Source organism: Pedobacter sp. TM02 (genome assembly GCF_059705275.1).
This window is the reverse complement of sequence record NZ_AP046530.1, coordinates 1,556,596-1,572,891: the sequence shown is the minus strand read 5'-3', so window position 1 is coordinate 1,572,891 and position 16,296 is coordinate 1,556,596. Positions and strand designations below refer to the sequence as shown.

General features: G+C 44.4%; 12 protein-coding genes and 2 tRNA genes. 6 read left to right on the top strand and 8 right to left on the bottom strand.

Annotated elements, in window-relative coordinates:
* Window positions 1-4: 4 nt before the first annotated feature.
* Window positions 5-2,470, bottom strand: a complete 2,466-nt coding sequence (locus AC6H1S_RS06640; protein WP_497565604.1) for a bifunctional UDP-N-acetylmuramoyl-tripeptide:D-alanyl-D-alanine ligase/alanine racemase — start codon at window positions 2,468-2,470, stop codon at window positions 5-7.
* A 55-nt stretch (window positions 2,471-2,525) separates the two neighbouring features.
* Between AC6H1S_RS06640 and AC6H1S_RS06635 the strand changes: the two genes are divergently transcribed.
* The 6 genes from AC6H1S_RS06635 to AC6H1S_RS06610 all read left to right on the top strand — a co-directional run bounded on the left by AC6H1S_RS06635 (window position 2,526) and on the right by AC6H1S_RS06610 (window position 8,126).
* Complete coding sequence (locus AC6H1S_RS06635) at window positions 2,526-3,017, top strand: regulatory protein RecX (protein ID WP_497565603.1); 492 nt, start codon at window positions 2,526-2,528, stop codon at window positions 3,015-3,017.
* A gap of 124 nt (window positions 3,018-3,141) precedes the next feature.
* A tRNA-Gly gene (locus AC6H1S_RS06630) sits at window positions 3,142-3,214 on the top strand.
* 54 nt (window positions 3,215-3,268) lie between these two features.
* Window positions 3,269-3,353, top strand: a tRNA-Leu gene (locus AC6H1S_RS06625).
* Window positions 3,354-4,369: 1,016 nt separating this feature from the next.
* Window positions 4,370-4,774, top strand: a complete 405-nt coding sequence (locus AC6H1S_RS06620) for a BlaI/MecI/CopY family transcriptional regulator (protein WP_497565602.1) — start codon at window positions 4,370-4,372, stop codon at window positions 4,772-4,774.
* Window positions 4,775-4,777: 3 nt separating this feature from the next.
* Window positions 4,778-6,709, top strand: a complete 1,932-nt coding sequence (locus tag AC6H1S_RS06615; protein WP_497565601.1) for a M56 family metallopeptidase — start codon at window positions 4,778-4,780, stop codon at window positions 6,707-6,709.
* 22 nt (window positions 6,710-6,731) lie between these two features.
* Window positions 6,732-8,126: a serine hydrolase gene (locus AC6H1S_RS06610; protein ID WP_497565600.1), complete on the top strand. Its 1,395-nt coding sequence runs from the start codon at window positions 6,732-6,734 to the stop codon at window positions 8,124-8,126.
* Between the two features lie 751 nt (window positions 8,127-8,877).
* Here the strand turns inward: AC6H1S_RS06610 and AC6H1S_RS06605 are convergent.
* From AC6H1S_RS06605 to AC6H1S_RS06575, 7 genes are all read right to left on the bottom strand, one after another.
* A complete protein-coding gene (locus tag AC6H1S_RS06605) occupies window positions 8,878-9,462 on the bottom strand; it encodes an NAD(P)H-dependent oxidoreductase (RefSeq protein WP_497565599.1) in 585 nt (194 codons plus the stop codon).
* A 66-nt stretch (window positions 9,463-9,528) separates the two neighbouring features.
* Window positions 9,529-10,347, bottom strand: coding sequence for an AraC family transcriptional regulator (locus tag AC6H1S_RS06600; RefSeq protein WP_497565598.1), 819 nt, complete (start codon window positions 10,345-10,347; stop codon window positions 9,529-9,531).
* A gap of 311 nt (window positions 10,348-10,658) precedes the next feature.
* Complete coding sequence (locus AC6H1S_RS06595; RefSeq protein WP_497565597.1) at window positions 10,659-11,099, bottom strand: Hsp20/alpha crystallin family protein; 441 nt, start codon at window positions 11,097-11,099, stop codon at window positions 10,659-10,661.
* A 278-nt stretch (window positions 11,100-11,377) separates the two neighbouring features.
* Entirely contained in the window at window positions 11,378-13,327 is a 1,950-nt protein-coding gene (locus AC6H1S_RS06590; protein ID WP_497565596.1) for an OmpA family protein, read from the bottom strand.
* 32 nt (window positions 13,328-13,359) lie between these two features.
* The gene (locus tag AC6H1S_RS06585; RefSeq protein WP_497565595.1) at window positions 13,360-14,325 is read right to left on the bottom strand and encodes a PorP/SprF family type IX secretion system membrane protein; all 966 of its coding nucleotides are present in this window, start codon (window positions 14,323-14,325) and stop codon (window positions 13,360-13,362) included.
* Between the two features lie 29 nt (window positions 14,326-14,354).
* A complete protein-coding gene (locus AC6H1S_RS06580; RefSeq protein WP_497565594.1) occupies window positions 14,355-15,650 on the bottom strand; it encodes a T9SS type B sorting domain-containing protein in 1,296 nt (431 codons plus the stop codon).
* A 78-nt stretch (window positions 15,651-15,728) separates the two neighbouring features.
* A complete protein-coding gene (locus AC6H1S_RS06575) occupies window positions 15,729-16,280 on the bottom strand; it encodes a hypothetical protein (RefSeq protein WP_497565593.1) in 552 nt (183 codons plus the stop codon).
* Window positions 16,281-16,296 lie beyond the last annotated feature (16 nt).

Here is a 16,296-nt window from a genome sequence, read left to right as displayed (position 1 = left end):
AAAGTTACTCATAAAAATAAACTCGTTTTACGCGTTGCGAGATATTGGTCAGGATTTCGTAGGGAATGGTACCGATTTGGCTGGCTAATTTAGCAATATCATGCGTTTCGTTAAATACAACAACTTCGTCGCCAGTGTTTACCTCGAGGCCAGTAACATCAAGCATGCACATGTCCATGCAAATAGAGCCTATGGTGGGCACCAATTTGCCACGGACGAGCATTTGCCCTACCCCATTGCCAAAACCGCGCGTATAGCCGTCGGCATAGCCGATTTTAACCGTTGCAATCTTTCCTCCGTTGGGCATCACCCCTCTTCTGCTATAGCCTACCGTTTCGCCGGGTTTAAGTGTTTTGACCTGGGTAACCGTAGTTTTGAGCACGGCTACGGTTTGCAGGCCACGGTTGTCTTTTAAAGCGCCATCAAATCCGTACAAGCCAATGCCCACACGCACCATGTCGAAATGCGCCGTTGGCCAGCGGGTTATTCCAGAAGTGTTCAAGGCATGCCTGATCGGCCTATAGCCTATCCCTTTGGCCAGTTCTTCATAAAGCGAAGCGTAAGTGGCCAGTTGCTGTTCGGTAAATCCATCGTGCTGGGCATCGTCGGTAGCTACCAAATGGGTAAAGGCCGAAACGACCTTCAGCTGTGCGCTATCTTTCAGCAAGGCAACCAATTCGGTCATTTCGTGGGCTTCAAAACCTAAGCGATGCATGCCAGTATCGAGCTTGATATGGATTGGAAAATCGGCAGTAGAAGCCGGCAAAAAATACATCAAGCTCTTTAATATAGCCGTACTGTAAATTTCGGGTTCCAATTGATGGCTGAGCATGGCCTCAAATGCCGACGGCTCTGGGCTCATCACCATAATGGGCAAGGTAATGCCCGCTTTGCGCAAGGCTATGCCTTCGTCGGCATAAGCTACGGCCAGGTAATCTACCTTATGGTATTGCAACAGGTTGGCAATTTCAAAACTGCCACTGCCATAAGAAAAAGCCTTTACCATGGCCATGGTTTTTACACCAGGCTTGAGCTTGGAACGGTAAAACTGCAGGTTGCCCAACATGGCATTGAGATTGATTTCGAGAACGGTATCATGGATTTTTTGTGTCAGTAGTTTACTGATGCGTTCGAAGCCAAACTTTCTGGCGCCCTTTACCAGGATGGTTTCATTGGCAAAATGGATAGCCGACAACTGCGCCATAAAATCCTGCGTACTATCGTAAAACGAGGCTTCCATCTTAAACAAATCGGCAAATGCCGAAATATTAGGCCCAATACCGATCAAGCGGTTCAGGTTTTTCTGCACCAGCAAGGCCGCTATCTCGGCATAAAGCACTTCGTTGGTTTTGCCACTTTCGTAAATATCCGATAAGATGAGTGTTTTCTTGGGATGCTGGTTCTGTTGGTTCAAAAAATCGAGCGCTATGGCCAGCGACGAAATATCGGCGCTGTACGAATCGTCGATGACCGAACAATTTTCAATACCATTGATCAGGGCCAGGCGCATGCTTACCGAAGTCAGTTTTTCTAGGCGCTGGTCGGCTTCTTGCGGCGTATAACCCAAAGCCAGTAAAGTAGCCCAACAAATAATGCCATTTTCGACGGAAGCTTTATCGCTAAATGGAATGAGGCATTCTATTTCCTTATGCTGGTAAATTGCCCGGATATAGTTTCTGCCTTCTATGGGTTCAATAAAGGAAATCTGCAAATCGACAGGTTGAGAGGCGGAAGTACCCCATGAAAATTTGGTTTTGCCGGGCAGGTCGGCTTCTTTGATGCCCATGGTATAGGTTGGCGAATACACCAAAAGCTCTACATCCTTAAAAAGCTTCAGCTTTTCGTTAAGTTTTTCCTTGCTGCTCTCAAAACCTTCGGCATGGGCCTCACCGATGTTGGTGAGTATACCTATCGTTGGCGCAATGATATCGGCCAAAACTTCCATTTCTCCTTTCCTGGATATTCCGGCTTCGAAGATGCCCAAATCGTGCGTTGCACTGAGCTGCCAAACCGAAAGTGGCACGCCTATTTGCGAATTAAAGCTTTTGGGGCTGCGTACAATATTAAAATCTGGCGCGAGCAACTGATACAGCCATTCTTTGACGATGGTTTTGCCATTGCTGCCGGTTATACCTATCACTTTGAGCTGGTTGGCTTTTCGGTGGGCAATGGCCAATTGCTGCAAGGCCTTCAGCACATCGTCTACCTGCAAAAAATTGGCATCGGGATAGGCCGAAGCATCCACTGCATCTGACACCACAAAATTGCGCAAGCCATTGTGATAGGCATCCGCGATAAATTCGTGGCCATTGCGCTGAGCCTTGAGGGCAAAGAATAGCGAAGCTTCCGGATCGATAGGCGTACGGCTATCAGTCAGCAACTGTGCAATAAGGGTTGTTGGCGTAGAGAGCTGGGCCTGAGCACCTAAAATTTGGGCAATATGGGCTATAGTATAGTGTTCTTGACTCATTGTAGCAGAAAAATACAGGATTGCTGTTATTTTTTACGAATTTCAGCATTTAATTATGAAAAGTCCTCAAGAAAAGCCATTGATTTTAGATAAAAAAACGGCATTGGTCAAAGCCGAAAGTTGGTGTGCTTATCAGGAGCGGTCGCAACAGGAAGTACGCAACAAACTTTACGATTGGCAACTGAAGCCGAATGAAGTGGAAGAAATTATAGGCGAATTGATTGTCAACAACTTTTTGAACGAAGAAAGGTTCGCCTTGGCCTATGCTTCGGGCAAGGCGAATATCAAAAAATGGGGAAAGCTTAAAATCAAACAGGGGCTCAAACTGAAAAAGGTTCCGGATAAGCTGATCCAAAAAGCGTTGAACAGTTTGGATGGCGACAAATATTTTGAAGATTTATGCCAAGCCGTGCTCAAAAAAGAAAAAACACTGACCGAAAAAGATCCCTTCAAAAAAAAATATAAGCTGTTAAACTACCTTATGGGCAAGGGCTATGAAAAAGATTTAATTTTTCTTGCACTGAAAGCCAATAACTTAAGCGAATAAGCCAATTTTTTATAAAAAAAATGTTGACGGGAATATAAATCTGTTTATATTTGCAAACCCAAACGGAGAAACGCACTACAAAAAAGGCCAACTTCGGGGAAGCATCGGAGGATGTTTACATCATGCGAAAGTAGCTCAGTTGGTAGAGCACGACCTTGCCAAGGTCGGGGTCGCGAGTTCGAATCTCGTCTTTCGCTCTAAATGCCTTCCTAACCGGGAGGCATTTAACATTAAATAGCTTTACCAAGCTTGCTCAGATGGTGGAACTGGTAGACACGCAGGACTTAAAATCCTGTGCCCTCAACAGGCGTGCGGGTTCGATTCCCGCTCTGAGTACTCAAGACATAACATACTGATAATCAGTTAGTTAAAGGAAAAATCGACTCCCCTCCAGAAGTCGAACCTAAAATTAAAAACCTGTAAGACAGACACTTACAGGTTTTTTCTTTTTAAAACTACGTCAACATGAATGTAATTTTCGTGAGTCTTTAGCTAGCAGAATTAAAATATCGAGCCGCTTAAGTTGCCTCACAATTTGGATCATCCATGATAAATTCATCAAGACATTTCATCAAGATGCCATTGTCCATTTGATGGGAGCTACAAAATCATCTAAAATATCTATTCTGAAATCGGCAAAAGACATTCCTTTTTTTGCATCGCAAAGTATGCTTACTGGAAAAACTACAACGACAATGCGACGGGACGGAATGCCAGAGCAGCCATTTTTCATTGGTTTTTCGACAGCCCGAAAAGCCGCACCATTCTGAAAAATAGTACTGCCATTTTGAAAGACATCCTTTCGAATATCCCACAACAAAAAAACACAATAAACTAACAATCAAACATTTATAAAAAACAAAATACTCATAGGCACTGAATTTGCAATCAGATGAGGTGAGGTGAGCTGAGCAATCAATCAGCAACCGATTAACATGGATGCCAACAATAAAAATATCGCTCAACTAAGAAGGCTTGCAAAAATAAGGGCCAAGGTTACTTCCGTTCATCTCGCAACAATCGTCATCGTCATTATGATGTTTTTTGGCGCCATAATGAAAGTTGTTTGCCGATAACCTGGAAAAACCACAAGCTATTGAGCCCTCTTTGCCAAAAACAATTTAACAGATATTTAATGGTCAGTCGGCGTATTATATATTGTTCTAAAAATTTGGGAAAGGGGTCAATCAATTTGGTTTGTCCACATATTACAAACCGTTATAAGAAAATATTCTTAATTTATTTATCTGATAAACAACAATTTATGGAACTAATCAGAATCAAAATTTGAAATATAAGAAATAACTCTTACGTTTATTCAGAAATAAGAATTATTTCTTAGAATAAAAGATATGAAAGCTAAACAAAATGCCCCTATAGGCGAACCCACCAAATCTGAACTTGAAATCCTGCAGGTGTTATGGAAATCAGGGCCTTCCACCGTTCGGTTTGTGAACGATGAGCTCAACCGTTCAATGCGTAAGGTAATCTATATGTCTACACTGAAGCTTATGCAGATCATGGTGGAAAAGGGCTTTCTGAAGAAGGACGAAAGCCAGTTCAAGCATGTCTATATGGCAGCCGTTGAAGAGGGAAAGACCAAGAGCGTGATGCTCAACCGGGTGATTGATACGATGTTCGGCGGTTCGGCCAGTAGCCTCTTGATGCAGCTGATGGGCAACCAGAAGCTATCGTTAAAAGAGATGGAAGAATATCAGGCCCTGATCAAAAAAATGGACGAAAATTCTAAATCCTAGGTTATGGAACTTAATATTTTCAACGACTTGTTGTCTCCTGGGCAGATGCGGGGCATCTGCTGGACGCTGGCGCATTCGCTCTGGATCGGACTGGTCATAGCTGCACTTGCTGGAATTGTCCTTGCGCTGACCAGACGGTCGAGCCCCCAGTTACGCTATCACCTGTTCTGCTCGCTGATGGCGATTTTCGTCCTGTCGGTTGTATTTATTGGGATCTACGAGCTTGGCGGAACGGCCAGTACGGCGGATTCCACGGCTTCTTCAGGTAAGCTGTCTGAACTTGTCTCAAGGGGCGGCCAGAAAATGAGCGCGACTGGCAATACCCTATCAGTTAGCGCCTCGTCATGGCTCGATAGGCATTCGGATTGGATACTTGTGGGCTGGTGTGTGCTGTTCGTCCTTAAGAGCATAAAGCTGATCGCAGGGCTAATCTATGTACAGCGTATCCGTAGCTTTCAGGTGCTGGGAGCAGGTGCTGACTGGTCGAAGAAGGTTTCACGATTCGCCATGGAAATGGGTATTTCCAGAAAAGTGGAACTCATTCAATCCAAGCTGGTGAAAATACCGGTGACATTGGGACACTTTAAGCCCTTGGTCGTTCTGCCAATCGGGTTGCTTTTTCAGTTGCCGGCTGACCAGATCGAAACGATCCTTTGGCATGAGCTGGCACATATCAAAAGGCGGGACTATCTTGTAAATATTATGCAGAAAGTGATCGAAGCGGCTTTCTTCTTCAATCCGGCGGTACTCTGGGTCAGTACACTGATCTCTGAGGAGCGCGAGGCCTGTTGTGATGACATGGTGCTGGGCCACGTGGAGCAGAAGACCAGCTATCTGGCCGCACTGGTGGCCTTCCATAGCTCGAAAAGCCGAGCCCCGGCCCTTGCCATGGGACTGAGCCTAAGACCCGACCAGCTCATGCGTCGACTTCGTCGAATGGTGCATAGGGAAAACCAGCGGCTCAGCGCACTGGAGCTTGGTATCCTTGTCGCAGGGTTTATCCTGTTCTCGGCTTTAATCTCCATTCCACAGGTACATAGCGGGCTAAAGAAAAGCGTCAGCTATCTCAACTACGCCATCACGCAAAAGATGAAGCCAGCCGCCGTTGTCAAGGTTAAGGGAGAAGCCGTTTCAGCAAAGGTGCGCAACGAACCTGACCGGCAAACCCCGGTCGCCCTGGACAGCCTCGCTCCTGATACCTTGATCAGATTCAAGAGCATCCGCTTCAATGGGGACAATCGCGACAGGGCCAACAGGGAGATGACCGTACTGGACGGGAAGGATAACCGCTACCGGATTACCGTTTCAGGGGGAAAGATCACCTCGGCCGAGTTCAACGGGCAGGTGGTTGCGCAGCAACGGTTGGCAGACTATGAGACCCTTGTCGCCCAGGTGGACCAGCTGATTGCGAACAAAGCCAAGGGTCCGTCCACCCAGTATGATAATGGCTACGATCCCTCACGGCATACCCTACAGTTCAAGCTTTCTGGTATACAGCATCCAGGCAAGGCCAAGGGCGATAGCAGCTTAGGTAGACAGGATGGGCTCACCAATGTGAAGACCCTTCCGGAAAAACTGGCCCTCGGCACCAAGGTGACTGGGGCAGGCCGTGTAGCAGCTCCCGACAAAATGGCGGTGATCGGCGCTCAGGTTATCCCGCAGAAAAAAATCGCTGTGGTAGATGCCTCGGCTGATAAGTTAAGGGTGCTGGGTGTAATCTCTGAACTTATCGATCGAAAGATCGTCCATGGTATTGAAGGCGTTGAATGGTTCGCCCTTACTGATGAGCAGCTGGTGGTCAACGGGCAGCAACAGGAAACTTCCCTACATCAGCAGCTCGTCAAAAAATATAAGATCTCCCCAGGCAATGGCCTGTTCTTTGGTCCTACCAAGGTGCACGGATCAGGGATCATATTCGATAAAAAAGACCTATAGCAATCAACTAAATACACATATCATGAAGATTTTTTTTTCGGCACTCATAGTGCTACTGGCTCTTTACGGCCCGATTTTCGCCCAACAGGAGGCAATTCTTAGGATAGACCGCCTGTTTTCCTCACAGTTCAAGCGGGAAGAGCCCGGGGCGAATGTGCTGGTGGGAAAGGGCGGAAAGATCGTCTATCAAAAGTCCTTTGGACTGGCCAATATGGAGTTTGGGATCCCTAGCGATACTTCAACGGTCTACTATATCGCCTCCAATACCAAGCAGTTTACCGCCGTTGGCCTACTGCAACTCGTTGAAAAGGGAAAGATCTCGCTCGAGGATACCTTAGGCAAGTTCGTCAACTGTACCGCTCCCGCCTCAGGGGTGAGCATCCGCAGGCTGCTCTCGCATACCTCGGGCCTCGGGGGCGACGGTTACCGCGATTCGCTGAACATACCCAAGGGGAAAGGGCCACAAGCAGAGGCCGAGCGATATGCCGCCCGTAAGATGGTCTTTGTTCCTGGCACCAAGTGGGCCTATAACAACGCAAACTTCCAGATCCTGGGGTATATCATCGAGAAGCTCTCTGGGGTGAGCTATGCCGAGTACATCAAAGCGAACATCTTTGTTCCGGCGGGAATGCGCAGCTCATTGGTGGCCACCTCGGATGAACCGATCATCAAGGGCAGGGCTTCGGGCTACGGGATCCTTCGAAGGGGGATCGTGAACTATCCGCTCCATGATATCGGTGAATTCTACGCCTCGGGCGGGATACTTTCCACTACCGGGGATATGTACCGATGGAACCGGGCACTGGTATCGGGAAAGTTGCTGCAGCAGAAGACCTTGGAGATGGCTTTAGCCCCAATCCTATTGAACAGCGGACAGACCGCGCCCTACGGGTTTGGTTTTTATATTGATGACCTAGGAGGAAGCCCCGTCGTTCGACATGGCGGCGCGGTTCCTGGGTTCATTTCCGAGACCTTTTATTATCCAAAGGAGGATGTCTACATCGTGATCCTGATCAACTCGGAATCCGCAGTGGTTCCGCAGGCGCTGGCCAGGATCGCGGCGAGCGAATTTACGGGCAGACCCTACCGCTATGAGGGAGCGTTAACTTTGGCGGGAAGGAATTTGGGCAGCTATGCAGGGGTATATGAAAACGATCGTAGGGAAAAAGTGAATATCAGCGAGGAAAACGGCAAGGTGTTTTGGCAAAAGGTTGGTGGCAAAAAGTATGAACTAAGGGGTGCCTATAGCGATGAGTTCTATCTGGAAAAGGATTTTCTTTGGGTAGCGTTTAAGCGCGGATCCAACGGCAAGGTTTCAGAACTGGCGTTCTCCAGGGCGGGTTTTATGCCCAGCTACTGTAAAAGGCTGGATATTCCGGTAATGGTGCTCTCTGAAAATGGACAGGAGGTGAAATGAGAAGGTCGGATATCAGAAAACTGATCATGATGCGGGGCCAAGTTTCCCGTCAGACAGCTACTGAACATGACCTCGGGCCTTGTCAATATAGATGTGGAAAGTAAGTTAGAAATCAACCTTTCCCAAAAGTTGAATAAAAAATTAAAAACCTGTAAAACAATCGTTTACAGGTTTTGTTTTTCTAAGCTTTTAATTTAATTGCTGTCTTTTAGTTTTCCGATTCCGCTTTTAAGTACCGGAGCCAGTTGTCGATGGATTTATCCAGGCTGGACTGAAACTTACTTTTTAGCAGCCACACCAACCAGCCTTCCATGCTTTCTTCTACCCGTACTGTGGTTTGTCCATTCTGCTCGTCAAAATGCCAGGTATGGATAGCGAAAGATCCAAAAGCAGGGCCCGACCAGCCAACCATTTTGTTAACCTCGACTGTTTGTAGGGTTGAAACAATGGTCAGTCCGTTACTTTTCCAATTGAACGTTGTACCTTGTTTGAAATCCCCGTTGATCTTCGGGCTTTTAATTTCATTCTGCTATTTACCCCAACCATCCACATCACTGAAAACTTTCCAAACCTTCGCAACCGGAGCATTGATTGTTATGGTTTTTCTCGTGATCACCGGTGCTTCCTGGTGTATTGTTTTCGACACCCTACCTGCTGAATGTTTCAAGTGCGGTTACCGCTATGGCTAGCGTACCGGCCAAAATGGCTATTCCGAAGAATACCTTTTTAATTTTCTCTTTGATGCTCATGGCTATTGTTTGGAGTTGCTGTAGATGGCTTCTATTTTGATTACATATTCTTCAATTGCATCTGCTGTTGTTCTGTCGGCTTTGTCAAAGAAGAAATGCTGCTTGATTTCAAAACCGCAATAGAGATAAATCCCTTTGTCGGAAGTAAGCGACAGGGCCTTGTCCATGCCTATGGCACTATATTCGGCATTTGATTTTCCATGAGAATTGATGATAACGGCCTGTTTCCCTGTTAGCAAGCCTTTTTGAACGCCTTGATCATAGCGGTAGGCAAAGCCATAGCTGAATACGCGGTCGATATAACCTTTCATGATGGCTGGCAAACCCGTCCACCAGATTGGGTGAATGAACGTGATACAATCTGCCCACGTAATAAATTCCTGCTCTCTTCTTACATCCTCGGCTACTTCTCCTTTCCGCTGTCCAGCCATATCCTCAAGGGAAAGAACAGGATTGAAATTCAGTTGGTATAAATCCCGTACTACAAGTTCATGACCTTGTTCTTGTAGTTTTGCCGACAGTACATTTTTAAAATGGCTGTTCAGGCTGCTTTCATTGGGATGTGCATAAATGATTAAATGTTTCATCGTTTTATTGTTTTAATGAAACAAAAGTAGCCAGGGGCCGTTCCTCAGAATTGTAAGAAAACGAAATCAGGATTTTGAGCTGCAGATGTCCTGCTGGAATTTCAGGTACTTGGTAGGGCTAAGATTGATATAGTGCTTAAAGTCATGGATGAGCTGGCTTTGGTCGTAATAGCCGCATTCAGCGATAACCTCGAACCAGTCTGCCTTTCCGGTAGCCGAAGCAAGCTGCTGTACCAGTCCTATAGCTTTCAAAAAGCGCCGGTACCGGCTCAGTTCCTTGGAAGAGTAGCCGAGGTGCTTTTTATGGTAGAGCTGGATGTTGCGCTCGCTTTGCTTAAGCTCAACGGCCACCGTTTTTATGGGGCTCAGCGAATCATTGTCGAAATCGGCAAGCTGCGAGGCAATGGTATTCTTGCTGCCCAGGTAGGGCCGGCAAAATTCAAAAATATATTTGGCCTGCTCTTCTATCTCCTTTATTACATTGAGTTCCTGCCACAGTAGCGTAAAACAGTTCTCCTCCAAGAGGTTATCCGGGTTCATGGGTACATGCTCGGCTATGGTGGCGCTTCCAAAGAAACGGTAAAATGCATCTTCTCTAAAATTGACTACCAATATCGCGGCATCGGGAGGCAACGAATAATTAAAGGCCTGTTTTATCGGCCCAAGTACGAGGCATCGTTCTACTTCGATCTGCGTGTTCTGTTTGGAATGCAACAACGCCCTGGTGCCAAAATTAAAGATCAGGATTGTCTGATAAGAGGGCAACAGGGTTTTGGTAATGGCCTCCCCCGATTTATTTTCCGCAAAATAAAGATGAGTAAATACTTCGTCGAATTCGGCTGGAACTTTAATCCGAGAGCTGCGATACTGCCCATTTTTATCCATGAACGAATATACTAAATTGCCTTGGTGTTTTGCAATGTTGCATGCGGGCCTTACCCGTTTCGGTCTGGATGAAATCTATGATGCCGTTCACATACCTGGATGCGCTCTATATAACCGGTCGTTTCTCCGATGGCACTGTTCGTCTTTTTGTGTACCCCCCCTATGTTTATTTTGACAAGGTATCATGCTTCGTTCAACACTGCCCTATCCTGCAATGAAATAGTTTATTGCAAAGAATATAAATAAAAAACCCACCCCTAAAGGGCGGGTTTCCTGTTAACCTATTTCTATCAGTCGCGAAAAGCGCTGACTTATTTGATCTCTATTTGGCGGCTTATGGTCTTCGCCTCTTCCCTTTTCGGAATGTTTATGGCAAGTACACCATCGTTATAAGTTGCCTGAATGCCGTTCTCGTCTGCGCTTTCTGGCAGGGTAAACGACCTTACGAAGGAACTGTAGCTATATTCGCGCTTGGCATAGTTCCTGTCCCCCTGCTTGTCTTCTGTTCGTTGTTCAACAGAGATGCTCAGTACGTTTCTCTCGAGACTTAGCTTAAAGTCTTCTTTTTTAAGCCCAGGAGCGGCAAGTTCTACATGATAGTGATCGGCGCTTTCGCTGATATTGGCCGCCGGCACCCTGGCCACCATACGGTCTGAGAAGAAAGAATCATTGAAGATGGAATCGAAAACGTCATTAAAGCCTGGCATTAATACGCTTCTCTTGTTGTCCGGATTAAATTTAACCAATGTCATGGGTTTTCCTCCTTAATTTGATTTCACGATTAAAACTTATAATTAATTAAACTCATAGGACTAATTGTCCATTAAGAAAGGTACAAGCCAAGTGCCAATTGGCCTTTTCACATCCTTGACGGAAAAAATTGCAGAATTTCTGAAAAACATTCAGTCTTTAGCTGTCAAAAATTCAGAAAAATGGAGACCAACCAAAACCGAATCCGATTTAGAGTAGCATTCTGCTTTTATTCAAAGTTGGCTTGTTTTCGTATCAAATATTATTTGCAAAGCTTTAGCTAGTACTTTAAAATCTTAAATTCGGTACGTCTGTTTAGTTGATGTTCAGCTTCTGTACATTTTACCCCATTGCCACAATGATTTAATAGCTTGCTTTCGCCATACCCTTTTGCTACAATTCTATTTTTAGCAATTCCTCTATCAATAATGTATTGTACCGCCGAGTTTGCCCTGCTTTGCGACAACCACTTATTATACTGGTCGTTACCACGGCTGTCGGTATGCGAACCCAGTTCTATCCAAATATTAGGGTTATCTCTCATGATTTTAACCAACTTATCCAGCTCAATCGATGCATCTTTTCGGATATTAGATTTATCAAAATCGTAGTAGATGTTTTCTATTCTAATTGGTGTATCTATTTGTATTGGCAACAGGTAGAGGTCTTTCCTAATTACCGTATTGGTTGTGAGGTTACGCACGGTTAAACTATCCATATCACTTCTGTAGCCTGTTTTTATTCCCTTAAGTTCGTAATCTGCATCCTTTTCCAGATTAAACGAGAATTCGCCCTTATCATTAGTTTGCACCTTCAAGGTTTGTCCGTCTAATTTTTTGAGGCTAACAATTGCATTGGACAGCAAGGCATTGGTCTTTTTATCGAATACCTTGCCTGCAAGCTGAAACAACAATTCTTGTTGCTTGGCAAAGCTGTAAATATCATCATCGCCTAAGCCATTATCGCGGTTTGAGGAAATAAAGCCTGTCGAGGCTGACGTTTTCAGGAAAGCAAAATCATCCTGGGCTGAGTTAAACGGATAACCTAGGTTCTTAACATTGGCAAATTTATCTCCATCTATTTTTGCTTCAAATACATCTAAGCCTCCCATGCCTACAAGGCCGTCGCTGCTGAAATAAATATAACCATCGGCTATGGATGGCGTACGTTCATTACCTGCTGTATTTAGTGCGATTAAGTTAATTGGATTTGCCCAACCATTAGCGGTTCTTTCGCATTTGTAAAGATCTGAACCGCCAGCACCCCCCGGCATATTGGAAACAAAGTACAACCATTTCCCATCATTGCTTAAAAATGGATCTCCCACCGAATATTCGTCAATCTTATTGTATTGAAAGGCTACCGGAGTGCCCCAATTACCCTCATGATCGATTTTACTACTGTAAATTTCGACATTAATGGTAGCCAATTTTCCTTTTTTGTAAACTGGTTTCTTAGGAATACGTGTCAGTGCAAAAAAAACTTCTTTTCCATCGGCAGAGAAACTGGCCGGACCGATGTGGTAAGGTGTGCCAGCCTCTATTGGAAACCTCATGGCCGTGTCTTTACCCGAGTATAAGCGCAGGTAGGATCTACCAGTCCAGCCACTCACCATTTGATCAGGTTTTTTTCCGCTGTCGAACTTTAAAAACGGACGGCTTCTGGTTTCTTTTTCATCGTCCACGTGTCCTCTATCAGATGCAAATACGAGTTTGTTTTGATACCAGCCTGCGCCCCAATCAGATTGTGGCGAGTTTAATTTTGTTTCATTGGCAATATTGATTTTTTTTGGATTTTTCATCCATACCATTGCCGAGTCGCAACTTGCCATCCATAGGTCGAGTTGTTTTGCGGTAACTTCTTTTTGTGCTTTGGCATATTGCAGGAACTGCTCTTTGGCCTCACTGTACTTCGCATTTCTTTGTAAGGCTTTCGCATAGCTTAAAATGTTTTCTGGTTTACTTTGGGGCATTGCTATTGCTATGGCAAACCAACTTTCTGCTTCTACAGCATTATTAATCAGTTCGTAACTTTTGCCCAATCTTTCGGCAGCATGTAGGGTCTTCTTTTTTTGGAAGGCTTGTTCGTACAAATCTATAGCCCTCGCATAATTATATAATTCGTACGCTTTATCGGCTTCGTTTAAAACATACTGTGCTTGTAATGGCCTGCTTACCAGTAGTAGCGATAGGACCATTAGCCATAACCTTGCGTATTTTTTAAATTGCATTATCATCAATTTTAGCGTTTGTTTGGGTTGATTTAGAAAAAGCGAGGCGTAGCCATACGTAACTTTTTATTGTTGAAGAAATAGCCTACAGAAATTTCGTGAGTTCCACCCGTGTAGCTTCTTATTGCACCTAAAGCAAAATCATAGGCATAACCGATACGCAAATTTTTTGTAGGGAAAACCTGAATGGCCGCCACCGCCGAGTTAAGGTTAGACAAATCTTTTTGTAAGTAATCTTTGTTATATAATTTTACTCCAGTACGGTAAGAACCACCGATCCAGAATTTTTCTGCCAAGATTAAAAATGCGGTGACATCTAAACTTGTAGGCCCGGCTCTATCATCCTTCAATAAAAAAGATGGCTTAATTAGAATGTCTGTAGACAAGGGCAGCAAAGCGCCAGCAGTAAGGTAATAATGTGGCTTAGGTTGCGGAATGTAGGCATATCTTTCGATACTGATGTACTGCGAAACCAAATTATCGGCACTAAAACCAGCATATAAACGATCGTTGGCAAAATATATACCTACCCTAGCATCAGGCACTATGGCATTTTGCATGCCCAAAGGCTGGTCTGGTTCCAAATCATTTGGATTAAGCAATGCCCCATTTAAACCTAATTGAACCATTCCTGCTCCTAAACCAAAAGCCAGTCTAGAGGTTCCGTCGGCATTTAGCCTTAAACGGTAAGCATAATTGGCGTAGGCCGATAAATTTTGTTGTGCACCCAGTTTATCATTGCTTATTTGTAAGGCCAACCCAACATTGCCGTCGTTAGCTATGGCATCTATTGCCAAGCTCAACGTTTTGGGAGATCCTTGAATTCCTGTCCATTGGTTACGGTAAAATGCATGCGCATTCAATTGCTCCCGATAGCCCGCGTAGGCAGGATTGATATATATGCCATTGAACATATACTGGCTGAACTGCGCATCTTGCTGTGCGTACATATAGTTTGCCGCCAGTATAAATACGATGGTTAGTAGTGTTTTTCTCATTTTAATTTTGGCCTAATAACCTCAACTCATTAATTTTTAAATTTTCTTATCAGTGTTACCCAACCTTTAAACACTTGCCATGTTGATGAGGCATTTTCTTTTACCCGTAACACATAATAATAGGTGCCTTCGTTTAAGCCTTCGCCCGTCCAAGTATTTTTATAGTTAGCTTGCTTGAATACCTCATTTCCCCATCTATTTACAATAACCAGGTCGTTTTCTGCAAATAGCTCTAGTCCGCGTATCTCAAAAGTATCATTGTTCCCGTCGCCGTTTGGCGTATATAAGTTTGGAATAACGAGTGTTGAACCAGTTACCGAATACTTGGTAAACCATGCGCCATTGGCAATGGCCTCGCCAACGATGTTTACGCCAAAGCGGGTATGCAGCCCTGGCAATGAGCTGTTGCTTTTTGCAATATCCCATTTGGTGTTCGACACGTACTGTGCAATTCCAGCATTTTCGTCTTTAAACAAACTGCCATTGGTGTAGCTATTGTGCTGTAAAGAAAGGTCTGCCTTTAGCGGTATATTCGCAAAAATGTGCCAATTTCTATCCATTCCCAATTCGGGTTTAATGCCGGCCAAATTGGAAGCCTTATAATCTTGAACACTGGCGAAAATACGGCCTCCCTGCTTAACATCTACGGTAGCTGGCGTATAGTCATTTACGGCTATGCCTATTGGAAATTCAAAATTACCTGAAGCCGCATAGTCTTTGATTACATGTGCGGCGATACTATTACTGGTGACAACCATGCGATTAGCATTATAATTAACAGGCATTCCCTGTTCGTCAAAATGCAGGTTATTACCATTTAAAATAATATTTGCACCGTTTACAGCAAAACTAAGCTGTGCACCCACGTTAAGCTGTGCCGCCGAAGCACCCGTGCCATTTATCGTTCCGTAACCTGGATCATTAATATCTGCCAATAACAAATTAGCATTGTTACGGTGTTCTATAAACAGCTTAATAAAAGCGCCATTATTGCCATCTATGTGAGTGGGGCCAGCCGGCATATCTACATAATATGGGTTGTTGCCGGGATTGTAAATGATAATTTTACCAGTACCACTAAACTTAGCTCCTGGTGCAATCCAAATATTCTTACTGTAGATTTCTAATATACCATCAATTTGCCAAACTGCGTCGGGACCGAAATAAGTGCCTTCACTGAAACGCTGTTCCATTGTTCCGGCAGAAACTGTAGTAATTGAATTATCGACAGTCATGCTTCCAGCTCCGTTTTGCGCATGTACCTGCAGTTTTAAGCTAAATAGCAGGCTAACATAAAGGATAATTTGGTGTCTGTAATTTTTCATTTTCTAAAATGGTCTTTATTTTGCTCGGCTTTCTCACAATTTTTTCTGATGATATAAAAAGATGGCTGGTTATTTCATTTACTTCCAATAATTCCAAACTTTACCATCAAATACAGCAAGCGCTTTCCTATTGGTGTCGTAGCACATCATCCCTGGGTAAGGGCTTTTTACATTTAAATGCGGATTAGAAATTTTGGGCAGAACCAGGGCTTTATTTGGAGACTCCAATACCAATACACCATCAACTGCCCCATCCACATAATTTCCAGATCCGTCTACAACTTTGGTAGTTCTAGAACCCATAATGGTTTGTTTGCCATTATCAACGGTACCACTATATGGCGCAATGGGCACGGTTCCGGCAATATCGCCCACACCAGAAAGATTTACCCAAACTCCGTTTTGATACATTTTTACGATTTTGGCAACTTTATCAAATAAAAACGTTCCGTTTGCGGGATTTGTAGGCAGTGTTTCTACAGCAGGCAATATGATGCCTTTGGTAGTACCTGTTGCAAAATCCAAAACAGCTGATGGACTGCTAACGGTTTGGTTCGCAATCACCGTTTGTGCATTGGCTACCGAAAGCATGCCTAAACTCAGAATCAATAAAACGAAATACTTTTTCATACTATTATTTTTTATA